Annotated in this window: 15 protein-coding genes; 6 read left to right on the forward strand and 9 right to left on the reverse strand. The window is 56.6% G+C overall.

The features are described 5' to 3' along the window. Positions 1-8 precede the first annotated feature (8 nt). The 3 genes from hcp to aqpZ form a co-directional block, all read right to left on the reverse strand. Positions 9-1,661 carry a hydroxylamine reductase gene (hcp, locus tag RY075_RS07765; protein ID WP_338628384.1) on the reverse strand — a complete coding sequence of 551 codons (1,653 nt, stop codon included), beginning with the start codon at positions 1,659-1,661 and terminating at the stop codon, positions 9-11. 144 nt (positions 1,662-1,805) lie between these two features. Then, a complete protein-coding gene (locus tag RY075_RS07770) occupies positions 1,806-2,705 on the reverse strand; it encodes a lysine exporter LysO family protein (RefSeq protein ID WP_022650712.1) in 900 nt (299 codons plus the stop codon). A gap of 180 nt (positions 2,706-2,885) precedes the next feature. Further along, positions 2,886-3,581: an aquaporin Z gene (gene aqpZ, locus RY075_RS07775; protein ID WP_026080729.1), complete on the reverse strand. Its 696-nt coding sequence runs from the start codon at positions 3,579-3,581 to the stop codon at positions 2,886-2,888. 291 nt (positions 3,582-3,872) lie between these two features. On the opposite strand from aqpZ, the gene RY075_RS07780 reads away from it, so the two are divergent. Continuing rightward, positions 3,873-5,531, forward strand: a complete 1,659-nt coding sequence (locus tag RY075_RS07780; RefSeq protein ID WP_023324396.1) for an ATP-dependent endonuclease — start codon at positions 3,873-3,875, stop codon at positions 5,529-5,531. On the opposite strand, the gene RY075_RS07785 is transcribed toward RY075_RS07780, so the two are convergent. Then, the gene (locus RY075_RS07785; RefSeq protein WP_109948776.1) at positions 5,528-6,484 is read right to left on the reverse strand and encodes a VirK/YbjX family protein; all 957 of its coding nucleotides are present in this window, start codon (positions 6,482-6,484) and stop codon (positions 5,528-5,530) included. The two genes, RY075_RS07780 and RY075_RS07785, sit on opposite strands and share 4 nt — an antisense overlap. A gap of 159 nt (positions 6,485-6,643) precedes the next feature. Between RY075_RS07785 and macA the strand changes: the two genes are divergently transcribed. Further along, the gene (gene macA, locus RY075_RS07790; RefSeq protein ID WP_017384842.1) at positions 6,644-7,759 is read left to right on the forward strand and encodes a macrolide transporter subunit MacA; all 1,116 of its coding nucleotides are present in this window, start codon (positions 6,644-6,646) and stop codon (positions 7,757-7,759) included. Further along, positions 7,756-9,696, forward strand: a complete 1,941-nt coding sequence (gene macB, locus RY075_RS07795) for a macrolide ABC transporter ATP-binding protein/permease MacB (RefSeq protein WP_109948777.1) — start codon at positions 7,756-7,758, stop codon at positions 9,694-9,696. The genes macA and macB overlap by 4 nt, the downstream gene beginning before the upstream one ends. A gap of 70 nt (positions 9,697-9,766) precedes the next feature. Here the strand turns inward: macB and cspD are convergent, their stop codons facing one another. Further along, positions 9,767-9,988 carry a cold shock-like protein CspD gene (gene cspD, locus RY075_RS07800; RefSeq protein WP_006809408.1) on the reverse strand — a complete coding sequence of 74 codons (222 nt, stop codon included), beginning with the start codon at positions 9,986-9,988 and terminating at the stop codon, positions 9,767-9,769. A 267-nt stretch (positions 9,989-10,255) separates the two neighbouring features. Between cspD and clpS the strand changes: the two genes are divergently transcribed. The 3 genes from clpS to RY075_RS07815 all read left to right on the forward strand — a co-directional run bounded on the left by clpS (position 10,256) and on the right by RY075_RS07815 (position 13,811). After that, positions 10,256-10,576 carry an ATP-dependent Clp protease adapter ClpS gene (gene clpS / locus RY075_RS07805; RefSeq protein ID WP_006174393.1) on the forward strand — a complete coding sequence of 107 codons (321 nt, stop codon included), beginning with the start codon at positions 10,256-10,258 and terminating at the stop codon, positions 10,574-10,576. Between the two features lie 27 nt (positions 10,577-10,603). Further along, a complete protein-coding gene (clpA, locus tag RY075_RS07810) occupies positions 10,604-12,883 on the forward strand; it encodes an ATP-dependent Clp protease ATP-binding subunit ClpA (RefSeq protein WP_006809407.1) in 2,280 nt (759 codons plus the stop codon). 475 nt (positions 12,884-13,358) lie between these two features. Next, positions 13,359-13,811 (forward strand): hypothetical protein, encoded by a 453-nt coding sequence (locus tag RY075_RS07815; protein ID WP_045347136.1) that lies wholly within the window; start codon positions 13,359-13,361, stop codon positions 13,809-13,811. A 71-nt stretch (positions 13,812-13,882) separates the two neighbouring features. On the opposite strand, the gene infA is transcribed toward RY075_RS07815, so the two are convergent. From infA to cydD, 4 genes are all read right to left on the reverse strand, one after another. Beyond that, positions 13,883-14,101, reverse strand: a complete 219-nt coding sequence (infA, locus tag RY075_RS07820) for a translation initiation factor IF-1 (RefSeq protein WP_002211347.1) — start codon at positions 14,099-14,101, stop codon at positions 13,883-13,885. 284 nt (positions 14,102-14,385) lie between these two features. Beyond that, positions 14,386-15,090, reverse strand: a complete 705-nt coding sequence (gene aat, locus RY075_RS07825; RefSeq protein WP_032608953.1) for a leucyl/phenylalanyl-tRNA--protein transferase — start codon at positions 15,088-15,090, stop codon at positions 14,386-14,388. Positions 15,091-15,135: 45 nt separating this feature from the next. After that, entirely contained in the window at positions 15,136-16,857 is a 1,722-nt protein-coding gene (gene cydC, locus RY075_RS07830; protein ID WP_136466724.1) for a cysteine/glutathione ABC transporter ATP-binding protein/permease CydC, read from the reverse strand. Continuing rightward, positions 16,857-18,623: a cysteine/glutathione ABC transporter permease/ATP-binding protein CydD gene (cydD, locus tag RY075_RS07835; protein ID WP_059371106.1), complete on the reverse strand. Its 1,767-nt coding sequence runs from the start codon at positions 18,621-18,623 to the stop codon at positions 16,857-16,859. Before cydD ends, cydC begins: the two co-directional genes overlap by 1 nt. Positions 18,624-18,713 lie beyond the last annotated feature (90 nt).

An 18,713-nucleotide genomic window follows, 5' to 3' on the forward strand; every position in this document is an offset into this window, starting at 1 on the left:
GTTACTCCTTACGCGCTCAGCAGTTGCTTCATATCATCTTCAACGTTGGTCACGGAACGCAGACCAAATTTCTCGTTCAGGATGGCCAGCAGGTCCGGCGTCAGGAAGCCTGGCGCAGTCGGCCCGGTGACGATGTTGGTCACGCCGAGAGAGAGCAGGGTCAACAGAATAACGATCGCTTTCTGCTCGAACCAGGAGAGCACCAGCGACAGCGGCAGGTCGTTCACGCCGCAGCCCAGTTTCTCTGCCAGCGTGACCGCCAGAATGATGGCTGAATACGCATCGTTACACTGACCCGCATCCACCAGGCGCGGCAGACCTTCGATGTTGCCGAAGTCCAGCTTGTTGAAACGGTACTTACCGCAGGCCAGGGTCAGGATCAGGCAGTCTTCCGGTACGCGGGTGGCGAAATCGGTGAAGTAGTTACGTTCCCCGCGCGCGCCGTCACAGCCGCCGATAAGGAAGATGTGACGCAGTTTTTCACGACTGACGAGGTCAATCAGGAAATCCGCCGCACCCAGCAGGGTTTCACGGCCAAAACCGACGGTGATGAGGTGCGGGATTTCGCTGTACGGGAAGCCTGCCATCTGCTGCGCCTGAGCGATAACCGGACCGAAATCGTCGCCTTCAAGGTGGCTCACGCCCGGCCAGCCGACGATGCTGCGGGTCCAGATACGGTCGTCATACGCGCCGACGGTCGGGTCGATGATGCAGTTAGAGGTCATAACAATTGGGCCAGGGAAGCGGGCGAACTCCACCTGCTGGTTCTGCCAGCCGCTGCCGTAGTTACCGATCAGATGCTTAAATTTACGCAGCTCCGGGTAGCCGTGCGCGGGCAGCATTTCGCCGTGGGTATAGACGTTAACGCCAGTGCCTTCGGTCTGCTTCAGCAGGTTGTAGAGATCTTTCAGGTCATGACCGGAGATCAGGATGCATTTGCCTTCGGTCGCTTTGACGTTGACCTGCGTTGGCGTTGGGTGGCCGTAGGTGCTGGTTTCACCGGCATCCAGAATACTCATCACTTTGAAGTTCATCTGGCCGATTTCCATCGAGCATTCCAGCAGGGCGTTCATGTCGGAAGGCCAGGTGCCCAGCCATGCCATGATTTTGTGGTACTGGGCGTAAATAGCGTTATCGTACTGGCCGAGTACGTGCGCGTGCTCCATATAGGCCGCAGCACCTTTCAGACCGTACAGGCACAGCAGGCGCAGGCCGAGGATGTTCTCGCCAATTGCCGCTTTGTCCTTATTTGGGGTGAATTCTGCGGCCTGACGCTGTAGCTCGCCCAGGTCGTCGCTCACCAGCTGTAGCTCCGCCATCGGGTTGTCCACGCGGGCGCTGGCGTCGGCATTCAGGCACTGCGCTTTCAGGGCTTCACGCAGGGCAATCGCTTCGCGGGCATAGCCCACAATGCGTGGAGAATCGAAGTTAACGTTGGTCAGCGTGGAGAAAAATGCGCGCGGCGCAAAGCTGTCGACATAGTGATCGACAATGCCATATTCACGGGCTTTGAAGGCCCAGGCGGACAAGCCTTGCAGCGCCGCAATCAGCAGATCCTGGAGATCGGACGTTTCTGCGGTTTTGCCGCACATACCCTGCGCGTAAGAGCAGCCGTTGCCTGCCGGGGTACGGATGGTTTGTTCACATTGCACACAAAACATAATCACACCTGTTAAAGTTATATTTGAGATACATGTTTAAGGTTATGCCTGTGCTACAGCAGAGAAAAGTGCTTTCTTATACTAAGTGGAGGGTTATTGATTTAGCGCAATTTTGGCGGCAGGTTCACTACCGCCAAAGCAGTATCAGGCTGAGAAGAACGCCATCAGAATGGGTACCAGCAGGCTCAGAATAAAGCCGTGTACAATGGCGGCAGGAACCATCTCCAGCCCTCCCGAGCGCTGTAACACCGGCAGGGTAAAGTCCATTGAGGTGGCCCCGCACAGGCCCAGCGCAGTAGAGCGGCTGCGGCGTACCAGGCCGGGGATCAGCATGATGGCTATCAGCTCGCGCGCCAGATCGTTAAAGAAGGCGGCGCTGCCGATCACCGGACCAAACGATTCGGTCAGCAGAATACCTGAGAGCGAATACCAGCCGAAACCGGACGCCATCGCCAGGCTGGTTTTCAGCGGCAGATCGAGAATAAAGGCGTTAATCACTCCCCCCGCCAGTGAGCTGGCCACAACGATAACGGCAACCATCATGCCCCGGCGGTTAAGGACAATCTGTTTCAGCGTCATGCCATTATTTCGCAGCTGAATACCAATCAGGAAGAGCAGGAAAATAAGCGTATATTCGCTGGCTTCCGTTGCGTGCTGTAAAAATGCCCAGCCGGTCAGACCCAGTAAAAAACCGAGTACCACCACGCCGCACAGCTTTAATGATTCCAGCGCCATCGCAATACGGGAGGGAAGCTTTTCCTGATGATGGTGATTTTTCCAGGGAATAGTGCGTTCCAACCAGAACAGCGCGGCAATATTGCACAGCAGAATAACCACTACCGTAACCGCAGAATAATGCAGGATGGAAAGCAAGTTCGTCGCCAGATTATCCAGGAAGGCCAGGCTGATCCCCATAAAGAACAGAATGACGTAAACAATCCAGCTGAGAAAACGATTAATAAGCTTTAAGGCCGATTCATGACGCAGCGGAATAAGGTAGCCCGCAATCAGGGGCAGAAGAATGATGAGGAGTCCTGAGAACATGAACAGCCGGTCCTTTTGAGTATCAGTTAAGCGCCAGAGACACTACCCAATAAAGGCTGTGAGGTAAAGCTACAAAAAAAGCCGGGTGGCGGCTACGCCTTACCCGGCTTGTCTATTTGGGGTGGTGCGGCCTGATGCCCTCACCCCGGCCCTCTCCCACAGGGAGAGGGGGGAAAACCATTAATCGCGTTTTTCCAGCAGGGTGCGATACAGCACGCCGCCCAGAATACCGCCGATAATTGGCATCACCCAGAATAGCCACAGCTGTTCAAGCGCCCAGCCGCCCTGGAAAATAGCCACCGCGGTGCTGCGCGCCGGGTTAACGGAGGTGTTGGTCACCGGGATGGAGATGAGGTGGATCAGCGTCAGCGCCAGACCAATAGCGATGGGGGCAAAGCCCGCAGGCGCGTATTTGTCCGTTGCGCCGTGGATCACCAACAGGAAACCTGCGGTGAGCACAATTTCAATCACGATAGCAGACAGCATTGAGTAGCCGCCTGGCGAGTGTTCGCCGAAGCCGTTCGACGCAAATCCGCTGGCCGCGGCGTCAAACCCGGCTTTTCCGCTGGCAATTACGTACAGCACCGCCGCGGCAATAATACCGCCAATAACCTGGGCAATAATATAGCCAATAATATCTTTCGCCGGGAAACGTCCGCCCGCCCATAAACCTAATGTGACGGCCGGGTTGAAATGACCGCCGGAAATATGCCCCACGGCGAATGCCATGGTTAATACGGTTAAACCGAATGCCAGCGCGACGCCGACAAATCCAATACCTAATTCCGGAAATGCGGCTGCCAGTACTGCGCTACCGCAGCCACCAAACACCAGCCAGAATGTGCCAAAGCATTCTGCCGCTAATTTTCTGAACATAACCACCTCAATAATAAACGTCCGCGCCCATTCCTGCGCGCGGGTTATATCGCCATAAAGGGATGACGACTCAAAGAGCCAGTATTTTGAAACCATCAACATCCCTTCGCCACTCAAATAAATTCACTAAATTTGATTTAAGGCAATGTGATGTCAATCCTTGTTCAGAACGGAGGTAATTAGAGCATAGCCCAATAATTAAGGGGGCGTATATTCTGCTGTCGTGACCCACAGCCTGCCGCTATACTGCTGATAACTTGAAGGAAAAAGTGGCCGAATTGCGGGGGATGTATGCTACTCGAACGTGTGGAGATTGTCGGGTTTCGCGGGATTAACCGCCTGTCGCTGCAACTGGAACAGAACAACGTCCTGATAGGCGAAAACGCCTGGGGTAAATCCAGCCTGCTGGATGCCCTGACGCTGCTGCTTTCGCCCGAAGAGAACTTGTACCACTTCGTTCATGATGACTTCTGGTTTCCGCCGGGGGATGTCAACGGGCGCGAGAAACACCTGCATATCATTCTGACCTTCCGCGAATCCGAGCCCGGTCGCCATCGCGTGCGTCGTTTTCGCCCTATGTCGGCCTGCTGGGTGCCCTGTGAAGATGGGTTCCAGCGTATTTTCTATCGCCTTGAGGGCGAAATGGCGCAAAACGACGGGGTATTAACCCTGCGTGAATTTCTTGATGAGAAGGGGAATCCGATCCCGCTCGATAATATTGACGAGCTTGCCCGACATCTTATCCGCCTCTCCCCCGTATTGCGCTTACGCGACGCGCGTTTTATGCGGCGGATCCGTAACGGCACCGTGCCGAATATGCCCGAGGTGGAAGTAACCGCCCGCGAACTGGATTTCCTCGCCCGTGAACTGGTCTCACGGCCGCAGAACCTCACCGACGGCCAGATCCGTCAGGGACTGTCTGCCATGGTACAACTGCTGGAGCACTACTTCTCCGAGCAGGGAACGGGGCAGGCGCGCCACCGTCTGATGCGTCGCCGCTCGCACGATGAACAACGAAGCTGGCGCTATCTCGATATTATCAACCGCATGATCGACCGCCCCGGCGGGCGTACGCATCGGGTGATCCTGCTGGGTTTATTCTCCACGCTTTTACAGGCGAAAGGGACGGTGCGCCTGGATCGGGACGCGCGCCCGCTGCTGCTGGTGGAAGATCCGGAAACGCGGCTCCACCCGATTATGCTTTCCGTGGCGTGGCATCTTCTTAATCTGCTGCCGTTGCAGCGAGTCACCACCACGAATTCCGGAGAACTGCTCTCTCTGACGCCGGTAGAGTATGTCTGCCGCCTGGTGCGTGAATCGTCGCGGGTCACCGCCTACCGGCTCGGGCCCGGCGGGTTAAATGCCGAAGATGGCCGACGGATTGCGTTTCATATCCGTTTTAACCGTGCCTCTTCCCTGTTTGCCCGCTGCTGGTTGCTGGTGGAAGGGGAAACGGAAACCTGGGTGATAAACGAGCTGGCTCGCCAGTGCGGGCACCACTTTGATGCCGAAGGGATCAAAGTGATCGAATTTGCTCAGTCTGGCTTAAAACCGCTGATCAAATTTGCGCGCCGGATGGGGATAGAGTGGCACGTGCTGGTGGATGGCGATGAGGCGGGTAAAAAATATGCGGCGACCGTGCGCAGCCTGCTCAATAACGATCGTGAAGAGGAGCGGGAACATCTGACCGCGCTGCCTGCGATGGACATGGAGCACTTTATGTACCGCCAGGGATTTGACGACGTCTTTCACCGCGTGGCGATGATCCCGGTGGATGTACCCATGAACATGCGTCGGGTGATTGCCAAAGCTATCCATCGGTCGTCAAAACCGGATTTGGCCATTGAAGTCGCGACGGAAGCGGGCAGGCGAGGCGTGGAGTCGGTGCCCACGCTGCTGCGTAAAATGTTCTCCCGCGTCCTCTGGCTGGCTCGCGGGAGGGCCGATTAGCGGGCAGTCGCCTGCGAAACCTGTTGGATCAGGCTATCAAGCAGGGTATAGCGGCGGCGGTATTCGGACCGTTTTTTACTCGCAATCTCTTCCATCGGTTTGCGTGGCATGGTCAGTGGCAGGGCAAAGTTGCCGTTATCCTGCTGCTGTCCGCCAAGGGAGCGCCAGAAGCTGTCATAGTCAGCCAGCAATTTTCCCTCTTTTTTCTTGCGATAGCGCCAGCTGCGGTAGATGTGGGTGGCGTTACTCACCGCGAGGATCTGCTCGACCGGGAAGGCGCCTGCCAGCGTCATGACCGCTTCAACCAGCAGACGTTTTGGGAACAGTCCGTGACAGGCTTTGGTCGCCAGCTGAATGTGCTCGTGCGGGACATGCGCTTTCGCCCCCTGCATTCCGCCGATGAAGAGCGTTGACTTGCCCTGGTATTTGCACAGCGTAAAGGTCAGCTCGGCCAGCACCGTGTTCTGGTGGTCGCAAAAAGTGAGGGTCGCTTCCCCTTCTTTGTCCAGAAACGCATCCGCGCTCAGGCGAACGCTAAACTGCTGTTCCTCTTTGCCCGTTAACGTCACCAGCGTGATGCCCTGGCTGGAGAGGTAGCCGTTGAGCAGCGACGCCGGAAGATGGCGGCTCATCATCTGATAGTGATCGTTCAATGCGTCCAGCGTATTCTGACGACCCATATTTACGGTCAGCCACGGCCGGTGCAGGCGGCACGGCAGGCCGGGCTGCACGCGCAGGATCTGCATCAGACGGGGCTGTTTTGCAAGGTTTCCGAGCAGGCGCGCAGTGGTGAACGGCGTTGCCAGCGAGCGCAACATAAACTTACGTCGATAGGCCGGATTTTGCCACGCCAGCCCCGGCGTGAGGGAACCCGATGTCAGGCTTTTAAACAGTTGCCAGCCCGATTTAGGCTGGGGCAGCGTTGAATAAGGTGTATCGACGATGGAAGACATGTTAGATCCTGCTTCTGGTGGAATATCGCTATTTCAGCAGGCGCTTTATCAACATCGGGTAAACAATTCCCGACGATTACGGGGATCGGGGGTTTCGTTGAGGAGTGGTTTAGATAAAATCAACGGTGATGATAGCCAGAACAACTATTTGGAATATTTATGAACCTGAAGGGAAAACGCAGAAAGCTGTTTCTGCTGCTGGCGGTAGTGGTGTTAGCGGGCGGATTCTGGTTATGGAAGGTACTGAACGCGCCGGTACCACAGTATCAAACGCTGATTGTTCGTCCGGGCGAGCTGCAACAAAACGTGCTGGCGACGGGGAAACTGGATGCCCTGCGTAAGGTTGACGTGGGCGCGCAGGTCAGCGGTCAGCTTAAAACCCTGTCAGTTGAGATTGGCGATAAGGTTAAAAAAGGCCAGCTGCTGGGCGTGATCGATCCTGAGCAGGCGCAAAACCAGATCCGCGAAGTGGAAGCGACGCTGATGGAGCTGCGCGCGCAGCGCGCGCAGGCTCAGGCGGAGCGTAATCTCGCTCAGGTCACCCTGACGCGCCAGCAGGCGCTGGCGAAAACGCAGGCCATCTCGAAACAGGATCTGGACACAGCCGCCACGGAGCTGGCGGTGAAGCAGGCGCAGATTGGCACCATCGATGCGCAAATCAAACGGAATCAGGCCTCGCTGGATACGGCGAAAACCAACCTCGATTACACGCAAATCGTTGCGCCAATGGCCGGGGAAGTGACGCAGATAACCACCCTGCAAGGCCAGACGGTCATCGCCGCGCAGCAGGCGCCAAACATCCTGACCCTGGCGGATATGAGCACCATGCTGGTGAAAGCCCAGGTATCCGAAGCGGACGTCATTCACCTTAAGCCGGGGCAGAAAGCCTGGTTTACGGTGCTGGGCGATCCACAAACCCGCTATGAGGGCGTGCTGAAAGATATCCTGCCGACGCCGGAAAAGGTCAACGACGCCATCTTCTACTACGCGCGTTTCGAGGTGCCAAACCCGCAGGGCGTGCTGCGTCTGGACATGACCGCCCAGGTGCATATCCAGCTGACCGGCGTGAAAAACGTGCTGACGGTTCCGCTCTCCGCGCTGGGCGAATCCGCCGGGGACAATCGCTACAAGGTGAAAGTGCTGCGCAACGGCGAAACCCGCGAGCGGGAAGTAGTGATTGGCGCGCGTAACGACACCGACGTGGTGGTGGTAAAAGGGCTGGAAGAGGGTGAAGAAGTGGTCACCAGCGAAACCCTGCCCGGAGCCGCGCAATGACGGCGCTGCTTGAGCTGAATGACATTCGTCGCAGCTATCCGTCCGGCGACGGGCCGGTGGAGGTGCTGAAGGGCATCTCCCTGCGCGTTGAAGCCGGTGAAATGGTGGCGATTGTCGGGGCGTCGGGCTCGGGTAAATCAACGCTGATGAACATTCTTGGCTGTCTGGATAAGCCCACCAGCGGCACCTATCGCGTGGCCGGGACGGATGTTTCCACCCTGGACGGCGACGCGCTGGCGAAGCTGCGTCGCGAGCATTTTGGCTTTATCTTTCAGCGTTACCATCTGCTTTCACACCTGAGCGCGGCGCAGAATGTGGAAGTGCCGGCGGTGTATGCGGGCGTCGAGCGCAAAAAACGCCTTGAACGCGCGAAGGCGCTGTTAACGCGTCTTGGGCTGGCGGAGCGTGTTGATTATCAGCCTTCGCAGCTTTCCGGCGGTCAGCAGCAGCGCGTGAGTATTGCCCGCGCGCTGATGAACGGCGGACAGGTGATCCTCGCCGATGAGCCAACCGGTGCGCTCGACAGCCATTCCGGTGAAGAGGTGATGGCGATCCTGCATCAACTGCGCGATCAGGGGCATACGGTGATTATCGTCACCCACGATCCGCAGGTGGCGGCGCAGGCGGAACGCATTATCGAGATCCACGACGGCGAGCTGGTCAGCAACCCGCCGCCGCGTGAGTCCCGCGCGGCGGCACCGAAGGAAGCACTGCCTGCGTCGACCGGCTGGGCGCAGTTCTCCAGCGGCTTTCGTGAAGCGCTGACCATGGCCTGGCTGGCGATGGCGGCCAACAAAATGCGCACCCTGCTGACCATGCTCGGCATCATTATCGGTATTGCCTCGGTGGTGTCGATTGTGGTGGTGGGCGACGCGGCCAAGCAACTGGTGCTGGCGGATATCCGCGCCATCGGGACCAACACCATTGACGTTTATCCCGGCAAAGACTTCGGCGACGACGAGCCGCAGTATCAGCAGGCGCTCAAGTATGACGATCTGGCGGCGATTCAGAAGCAGCCGTGGGTGAACTCCGCCACGCCTGCGGTCTCGCAAAACCTGCGTCTGCGCTACGGCAACATCGACGTGGCGGCCAGCGCCAACGGCGTGAGCGGCGACTACTTCAACGTCTACGGCATGACCTTTAGCGAAGGGGCGACCTTCAACGCGGAGCAGCTGGCGGGCAGGGCGCAGGTGGTGGTGCTGGACGCGAACTCGCGCAGACAGCTTTTCCCCAATAAAACCCGTGTAGTGGGGGAAGTGATCCTGGTGGGTAACATGCCCGCCACGGTGATTGGTGTGGCGGAAGAGAAACAGTCCATGTTTGGCAGCAGCAAGATCCTGCGCGTCTGGCTGCCATACAGCACCATTTCCGGGCGCATTATGGGGCAGTCCTGGCTTAACTCCATTACCGTGCGAGTGAAGGAGGGCTACGACAGCGCGCTGGCGGAACAGCAGCTTGAGCGGCTGTTAACCCTGCGCCACGGGAAGAAAGATTTCTTCACCTGGAACATGGACGGCCTCTTGAAAACGGCGGAAAAGACCACACGTACTCTTCAGCTGTTCCTGACGCTGGTGGCGGTGATTTCGCTGGTCGTCGGCGGGATTGGGGTGATGAACATTATGCTGGTGTCGGTGACCGAACGTACGCGGGAGATAGGCATCCGCATGGCGGTCGGGGCCAGAGCCAGCGACGTGCTCCAGCAGTTTTTGATTGAAGCGGTGCTGGTGTGTCTGGTGGGAGGCGCGATGGGGATTGCGCTTTCGATGATGATCGCCTTCGCGCTCCAGCTCTTCTTACCGGGCTGGGAAATTGGCTTCTCGCCGATGGCGATCCTGACGGCGTTTTTATGTTCCACCTTCACCGGTATTCTTTTCGGCTGGCTGCCGGCGCGAAACGCGGCGCGGCTCGATCCGGTGGATGCGCTGGCGCGGGAATAGCCCGAAAATAAAAATGCCAGCCGATCGGGCTGGCATTTTGCCTGCGGGGTGTACACAATGAATCAGAGAGCTATGCAACCGTTTCTGCTTCAACGGGCACGATAAGACTGGCGTGATTGCCTTTTGGCCCCTGGTGTACATCGAACCGGACGGACTGCCCGGCTTTGAGCGTCCTGTAACCATCCATCTGAATGGTGGAATAGTGAGCGAAGATATCCTCGCCGCCGCCTTCGGGGCAAATGAAGCCAAACCCCTTGGCGTTGTTGAACCACTTAACAGTACCCATTTCCATGCTTCGACATCCTTCGTAAATCTTATAAATTAAGATGGAATGAACCGGTGGTGGAGTGGGGGCTGTTCAAAACCTCGCCAACTCACGCTTGTACAATTTAGAGAAACGGAAGAAGCCGTCAAGCGTTTGGCGCTGGAGTTGGGACAATAATCAACCAAATTTTGAGGCAGTTAACGCTATTGCAACAGTTTGTGACAGACATCGCGGATGACAGTAATAGATGATTGTTATCTAACATCTGAGGTAGATTCAAAGTGGTTATGCATAATGGGTAAGACCAACGATTGGCTGGATTTCGACCAGCTGGCGGAAGATAAAGTGCGCGACGCGCTAAAACCGCCATCTATGTATAAAGTTATGTTAATGAACGATGATTACACGCCGATGGAATTTGTTATTGACGTGCTACAAAAGTTCTTTTCTTATGATGTTGAACGTGCAACGCAACTGATGCTTACCGTTCATTATCGTGGCAAAGCGATCTGCGGCATCTTTACTGCCGAAGTTGCGGAAACCAAAGTAGCGATGGTGAACGACTATGCAAGGGAGAACGAGCATCCGTTGCTGTGTACGCTGGAAAAGGCCTGATAAGGCATAAAATTGGGGGAGGTGCCTATGCTCAATCAAGAACTGGAACTCAGTTTAAACATGGCTTTCGCCAGAGCGCGTGAGCACCGACATGAGTTTATGACCGTCGAGCACCTGCTGCTCGCACTGCTTAGCAACCCATCTGCCCGCGAAGCGCTGGAAGCCTGCTCCGTGGATCTGGTGGCGCTACGTCAGGAACTCGAAGCCTTCATCGAACAAACCACACCGGTGCTGCCAGCCAGTGAAGAAGAGCGCGACACGCAGCCGACGCTCAGCTTCCAGCGCGTGTTGCAGCGCGCGGTTTTCCACGTCCAGTCTTCCGGACGTAGCGAAGTGACTGGCGCCAATGTCCTGGTCGCCATCTTCAGCGAGCAGGAGTCCCAGGCGGCCTACCTGCTGCGCAAACACGAAGTCAGCCGGCTCGACGTGGTCAACTTCATCTCTCACGGAACGCGAAAAGACGAGCCTAACCAGGCATCGGATCCCAGCGGACAGATCAACAGCAATGAAGAGCAAGCAGGCGGGGAGGATCGTATGGAAAACTTCACCACCAACCTTAACCAGCTTGCTCGCGTTGGCGGTATCGACCCGCTGATTGGTCGCGACAAAGAGCTGGAGCGTGCCATCCAGGTGCTGTGCCGTCGACGCAAGAACAACCCGCTGCTGGTGGGGGAATCTGGCGTGGGTAAAACCGCGATTGCCGAAGGGCTGGCCTGGCGCATTGTGCAGGGCGACGTGCCGGAAGTGATTGCCGACTGCACCATCTACTCGCTGGATATTGGCTCGCTGCTGGCGGGCACCAAATACCGCGGTGATTTCGAAAAACGTTTCAAAGCGCTGTTAAAACAGCTGGAGCAGGACACCAACAGCATCCTGTTTATCGATGAGATCCACACCATCATCGGCGCAGGTGCGGCCTCCGGTGGCCAGGTGGATGCCGCTAACCTGATCAAACCGCTGCTCTCCAGCGGCAAGATCCGCGTGATGGGCTCCACGACGTACCAGGAGTTCAGCAACATCTTTGAGAAGGATCGTGCGCTGGCGCGTCGTTTCCAGAAAATCGACGTTACCGAGCCGTCGGTTGACGAAACGGTGCAGATCATCAACGGCCTGAAAACCAAGTATGAAGCGCACCACGACGTGCGTTACACCGCGAAAGCGGTCCGTGCGGCGGTGGAGCTGGCGGTGAAATACATTAACGACCGTCATCTGCCGGATAAGGCGATTGACGTGATTGATGAGGCGGGTGCGCGTGCGCGCCTGATGCCAGCCAGCAAGCGTAAGAAAACCGTGAACGTGGCGGATATCGAGTCCGTGGTGGCCCGCATCGCGCGTATTCCTGAGAAGAGCGTTTCTCAGAGCGACCGTGATACGCTGCGCACGCTCGGCAATCGCCTGAAAATGCTGGTCTTTGGTCAGGATAAAGCCATTGAGGCTTTAACCGAAGCGATCAAGATGGCTCGTGCTGGCCTGGGGCATGACCACAAGCCGGTTGGTTCCTTCCTGTTCGCCGGTCCGACCGGTGTGGGTAAAACCGAGGTAACGGTTCAGCTCTCCAAAGCGCTGGGCATTGAGCTGCTGCGCTTTGATATGTCCGAGTATATGGAGCGTCATACCGTCAGCCGTTTGATTGGTGCGCCTCCGGGATACGTGGGCTTTGACCAGGGCGGCCTGCTCACTGACGCGGTGATCAAGCATCCGCACGCGGTCCTGCTGCTCGATGAAATCGAGAAAGCGCACCCGGACGTGTTCAACATCCTGTTGCAGGTGATGGACAACGGGACGCTGACCGATAACAACGGGCGCAAGGCCGATTTCCGCAACGTGGTGTTGGTGATGACCACCAACGCGGGCGTGCGGGAAACCGAGCGTAAATCCATCGGCCTGATCCACCAGGATAACAGCACCGATGCGATGGAAGAGATCAAGAAGATCTTCACGCCGGAGTTCCGTAACCGTCTGGACAACATTATCTGGTTCGATCACCTGTCTACCGAGGTGATCCATCAGGTGGTGGACAAGTTCATCGTCGAGTTGCAGGTTCAGCTGGATCAGAAAGGCGTGTCGCTGGAAGTGAGCCAGGAGGCCCGCAACTGGCTGGCTGAGAAAGGCTACGACCGTGCGATGGGTGCCCGTCCGATGGCGCGCGTGATTCAGGACAACCTGAAGAAGCCGCTGGCGAACGAGCTGCTGTTTGGCTCGCTGGTGGACGGCGGCCAGGTCACGGTAGGGCTGGATCAGGCGAAGAACGAACTGACGTACGATTTCCAGAGTGCGGCGAAGCACAAGCCGGAAGCGGCTCACTGATTTCTTACGTAGGTCTAAAAACCGGGCAAAAGCCCGGTTTTTTTATGCGTGCCAGGGTAAAAGCAAAACGACAACAGTGTTGTCGTTTTTAGTGTTTTCTCCCTCTCCCCGTGGGAGAGGGTTGGGGTGAGGGCAACAGACCGCAGAGGAATTTTGCGAGGCGCTTTCCAGATTCTTTCGAAGTCAGTTGCTGGATAAATTCACAGTAATAAAATGGCGGCGCACCTGCAAAATCAGGTGTCGGGATTGGCGTCCTGATTACACACATATGGAAAGATGTTGCTAACGCAACATCATTGGTTTCGTTCACTCTTTTTTTAGCTGCGGTATAATCCGTATCTTCTATTATGGTGGACTGAACCGGGGCTTCTTTTGAAGCGCCGATTTTCCATATGGTCGGTACGCCAAACCGGTTCAGTCTGCCACCCGAAGTTGGCGTTTCTGGTGGTAGTTTTCAGCTTTTAATATGGAAATTATGAATATGGAAAACCAGTCTATCTCCCAGCTCTATAGCGAACTCTCACTCAACCCCGATCTCCCAACCCTTGCCGAGCGCTGCAAACTGCTCACCGAAATCCTCCTCGACTGCAAATCACTTCCGCAAACGCAGCCCGTTTGCCGTTGCCTCGGAGCCTACCTGGAAGAGGTGAAATCCGGCCTCACAGAGTCAATGCGTGATTTTCAGGTGGTTGAATTTGAGGACGACGCGGAGCAACCGCGACAAAAAGAGTGGTTGCTGGAAGATACCGAAACGAAATGCGACTACTGCCGGGCGTTAAACCATGTGCTGCTGGTATCGCATGTTGACCGCGATATGCTGCCGCACCTGACGGGACTGCTGCATGACATCACCCACGCGATGGCTGAAGATTTAATCGTACCCATGAACCCGTGCATGACTATACATCTGCCGACACAGCCACACTAAGACCATAAATAAAAAAGGCCGGGAATATCCCGACCTTTTAAATATTCATCTGCCATTACAGGCGAAAACAATTAGCGACTACGGAAGACAATGCGGCCTTTGCTCAGGTCGTACGGGGTCAGTTCAACAGTCACTTTGTCGCCCGTCAAAATGCGGATATAGTTTTTGCGCATTTTACCGGAGATGTGCGCAGTTACCACGTGACCGTTTTCCAGTTCTACGCGAAACATGGTATTAGGCAACGTATCAAGTACGGTACCCTGCATTTCAATATTGTCTTCTTTGGCCATCTAATCCTCTGGGGTATCACTACCAAGTTTTGAACCGGCAAGATAATGCCGAAATTCCTCAATTAAGTAAAGAATTGCGCGTTTAAAACGCAGCAAAACAGTCTCAGCGTATTGCCCAAGCGTCACGGTACAACCGAACGGAAAGCGCATTCGTAAAGGGGAGACGACAGGATAAACGTCAGGACGTTATCTGAAGCGAGGGTCCCAAACGGCGGCGGGGCAACAGGCAGAAGCTACTCTGCGGCATAATTATAACACCCTCATAAAAAATATGCGGAAAACATTTAGGCATTGGGCATAAAGAGCGCTCTGGGAACCCAAAAATCGCGTGGAAGGGTCTCTTTTCGGCATTGTTCAAGGTGTTCGATATAGTGTCGGCGGGAGATTTCAACGGCGCCGAGCGAGGCGGTGTGCTCATTCAGCACCTGACAATCCATCAGCCGTCCGCCACGTCGGGCAAATTCCTCGCTAAACACCAGCAGCGCGGTTTTTGACGCATTCGTGGCACGGGAGAACATCGACTCACCGCAGAACAGCGTGCCCTGCGCCACGCCGTACATTCCGCCGACGAGGTTATCCTCTTTCCATACTTCAATAGAGTGCGCGTAGCCCAGCTCATGAAGCTGGTGGTAGGCGATAATGATATCGCGGGTTATCCAGGTGCCTTCATGACGATCTTCAGCGCAGCCTTCGATAACCTGGCCGAAGGCGTGATTGAGCGTGACGCGAAAGGGTGATTTTGCATGAAACCGCTTCATGCTGCGGCTCAGGTGAAACTGCCCAGGCCACAGCACGGCTCGCGGATCGGGAGACCACCATAAGATCGGGTCGCCAGGCGAAAACCACGGGAAGATGCCGCGCTGGTAAGCCATTAAGAGCCGTGCCGGGCTGAGATCGCCGCCCAGAGCCAGCAAGCCGTTAGGTTCACGCAGCGCCCCCTCCGGTGAAGGGAACGCAATATTATGGCGAGAAAGCTGCACCAGGCGCATGACAACAGAACTCCAGTACGCGAGAGAGGACGCTACAAATATAGTCTACAGGCGCTGTTTAAACTGGTAGTAGCGACCCTGTTTTGCCAGCAGCTCTGCGTGACTACCTTGCTCAATTATGTGTCCGTTGTCCATCACAATTATCCGATCGAAATTCACCAGCCCGCGCAGACGGTGCGTGACCATCAGTACGGTTTTACCTTTCATCACATTCGCCAGTAAATCAAGGATTTGGCTCTCTGTCGTGGCATCCAGTCCTTCTGTCGGTTCATCCAGCAACATCAGCGGCGCATCGTGCAGCAGCGCACGCGCAATGGCCAGACGACGCAGTTCACCGCCGGAAAGCTGTCGACCCCCTTCACCCAGCCAGCTGTTCAAGCCATCGTCTTCAAGCAGCTTGTGCAGCCCAACCTGCTCCAGCATTGCCCGCAGCGTATCGTCGGAGGCGTCTGGTGCCGCCAGAAGAAGATTATCGCGCAGCGTAGCGCTGAACAGATGCACCCGCTGGGGCACGACGCTGACCGTTTTACGCAAGGCCGCTTCGCTAAAACCAGACAGCGGAACGTCGTTAAACCGAATCTCGCCCTGCTGTGGGTCCCACGCGCGCGTGAGAAGTTGCAGAAGTGTCGATTTTCCACATCCCGTACGGCCAAGGATCGCAATGCGCTGCCCGGCATCAACAGAAAGGGTGATGTCTTCCAGCGCGTTTTGCGCCAGCTTGTCGTAGGCGAAAGTGACATTGCTGAGCGTCAGCGCGACCTGCTCCGGCACAGCGGTTTGACCCGCGCTGAACTTCACTTCCGGCTCCTGCTCGGCAATATCCGTAATGCGCAGCGCAGAGGCAATCACCTGGCCGAGATGCTGAAAGGCGCCCGTAACCGGGGCTAAGGCTTCAAAGGCTGCCAGGGCACAGAAAACAAACAGCGCAATTAGCGGGCCAGGCTGCGCGTTATCGCCCACGCCACCGGAGGCCATCCAGAGCATGGCGATTACGGCAATCCCACCAATTAACATCATCAGCGCCTGGGAGAAAGCGGTCAGTTCAGACTGGCGACGCTGGGCTTCATGCCAGTTCAGCTCCGTATTTTCCATGCGGGCGCGGTAGCGCTTGCTGGCGCCAAAAAGGGTGAGCTCGGCCTGTCCTTGCAACCAGGCGGTGAGCTGCTGGCGGTATTCTCCGCGCAGGCGCGTCAGGTTTTCCCCGGTGGTTTTACCTGCACGATAAAACAGGGGTGGCAGAATAATCAGCGTCATCAGCATGATGCCGCCGAGCGTCAGTGCGATGGGAACATCCAGGAAACTCAACCCCAGCGTGACCACGACAATCACCACAAACGCGCCCACCATGGGTGAAATGACGCGCAGATAGAGGTGATCCAGCGTATCCACATCTGCGACCACGCGGTTGAGTAATTCGCCCTGTCGAAAACGTGCCAGCCCGGCAGGGGAGAGGGGTAGCAGTTTGCTGAACGTATAAATACGCAGGTGTTGCAGCACGCGGAAGGTCGCGTCGTGGCTGACCAGACGCTCGAAGTAGCGCCCGGCAGTTCGCGTAATCGCCGTACCGCGCACCCCGGCGGCAGGCAGCATGTAGTTAAAGCTGTATAGCCCGGCAAAGCCTGCGGCCGCAGACGCGGAGAGGAACCAGCCGGAAAGCGTAAGCAGACCGATGCTGGCCAGCAGAGTGACGATCGCCAGCACGATCCCGAGCGTCAGCATCCATTTGTGGCGTTTATACAGTGCAAGATACGGAAGCAGGGCGCGCATCAGATATCCTCCTGACGGTTCGCCAGCAGGGTCGCAAACGGCCCCTGCGCGGCAACAAGCGCGGCGTAATCGCCTTGCTCAACAATGTGTCCGTTTTCCATCACCCAGATCTGATCCCAGTCGGCAATACCTTCCAGCTGGTGAGTCACCATCAGGGTGGTTTGCTGGCGTGAGGCTGCGTTAAGCGCATCCATCACGCGCTGCTCGCTGTGAGCGTCCAGGCTGGCGGCGGGTTCGTCCAGCAGCATTAGCGAAGAGGGGTTCAGCAGCGCACGGGCAACCGCGACGCGCTGTGCCTGGCCTACTGACAGCCCGGCAGATTGATCGCCAATGACGGTATCGATACCCTGCGCAAGCAGCGGCAGAAACTCGCTGACCCAGGCGCGGTCGAGGACCGATTGCAGCTCATCGTCACGCGCATCCGGGCGTGCCAGCAGCACATTCTCGCGAAGCGTCGGAGCTGGCAGCTGCGGGTTTTGCCCCACCCAGCTTAGCTGTTTACGCCAGGCATCAGGATCGAGCTCGCGCAGCTCCGTTTTGTTGATACGCAGCGATCCGGTGTACGCCATAAAACCTGAAAGCGCATTCAACAATGAGCTTTTACCTGAGCCGCTGGTACCCACCAGCACCACACGTTGCCCGGCAGACAGGGTAAAGTTCAGCGGACCGGCCAGTACTTTGCCTTCAGGCGACAGAACAGAAAAATCCTGTGCTTCAATGGTCACCGGATCGTTCGTATTCAGCGTTACCTCACCACGCTCCGGATGCGCCAGCGGCGTTTCCATGAAGGTTTTCAGGCTGTCGGCAGCACCCACCGCCTGCGCTTTGGCATGGTAAAAGGTGCCGAGATCGCGAAGCGGCTGGAAAAATTCCGGGGCCAGGATCAGCGCCAGGAACCCAGCGGAAAGCGTAACCGCCGTACCGTAGTGACCAAAGTCCAGCGCGCCGAGGTAGGAGAAACCAAAGTAAACCGCCACCAGCGCAATCGACAGGGAGGTGAAAAATTCAAGTACGCCAGAAGAGAGAAAGGCCATGCGCAACACTTCCATGGTGCGCTGACGAAAATCCTGCGACGCCAGGCGAATGTTTTCGGTTTCCGCTTCACCACGACCAAAGATCCGCAGGGTTTCCATACCGCGCAGACGGTCCAGGAAATGACCGCTCAACCGACCCAGCGCCAGGAAGTTGCGGCGGTTAGCATCAGCCGCGCCCATGCCGACCATCGCCATAAACAGCGGGATCAGCGGGGCGGTCCCCAGCAGGATCAGCGCCGCCACCCAGTTAACCGGGAAGATGGCGATAACAATCATCAGAGGCACAAACACCGCCAGCGCCATCTGCGGAAGATAACGCGCGTAGTAATCGTGCATATCGTCGATTTGCTCAAGGATCAGCGTCGCCCAGCTACCGGCCGGCTTGCCCTGGATCCACGCAGGCCCGGCTTCTGAAAGCCGATCGAGCACCTTGCGGCGGATCTCATAGCGGATGTGCTGCCCGGCATGGAACCCAACCCGCTCGCGCAGCCAGACCACCCACGCACGCAGAACGAAAACCAGCGCCAGAACGATAAACGGCAACAGCAGCGCTTCGCGCGGGATGTTCTCCATGATCATATGGTTGAGAATGCGGGCCAGAAGCCATGCCTGGGCAACAATCAACAGACCGCTGATAAATCCCAGAACGCGGGAAATCATAAGCCAGCGGCGGGACAGAACGCTTTGCTGTTTCAGCCAGCGGGTTAACTCTTGTTGACGGGTTTTTTCCATTGCGTACTTTGCAGGTGACGTTATAAGAAATTAGACATCTGCATGTTACACGTGAGCAAAAATAAAGGCGACCAGTGGCCGCCTTTATTT

It is taken from the genome of Enterobacter sp. JJBC (assembly GCF_036936505.1).
GTDB classification, from domain to species: domain Bacteria; phylum Pseudomonadota; class Gammaproteobacteria; order Enterobacterales; family Enterobacteriaceae; genus Enterobacter; species Enterobacter hormaechei_C.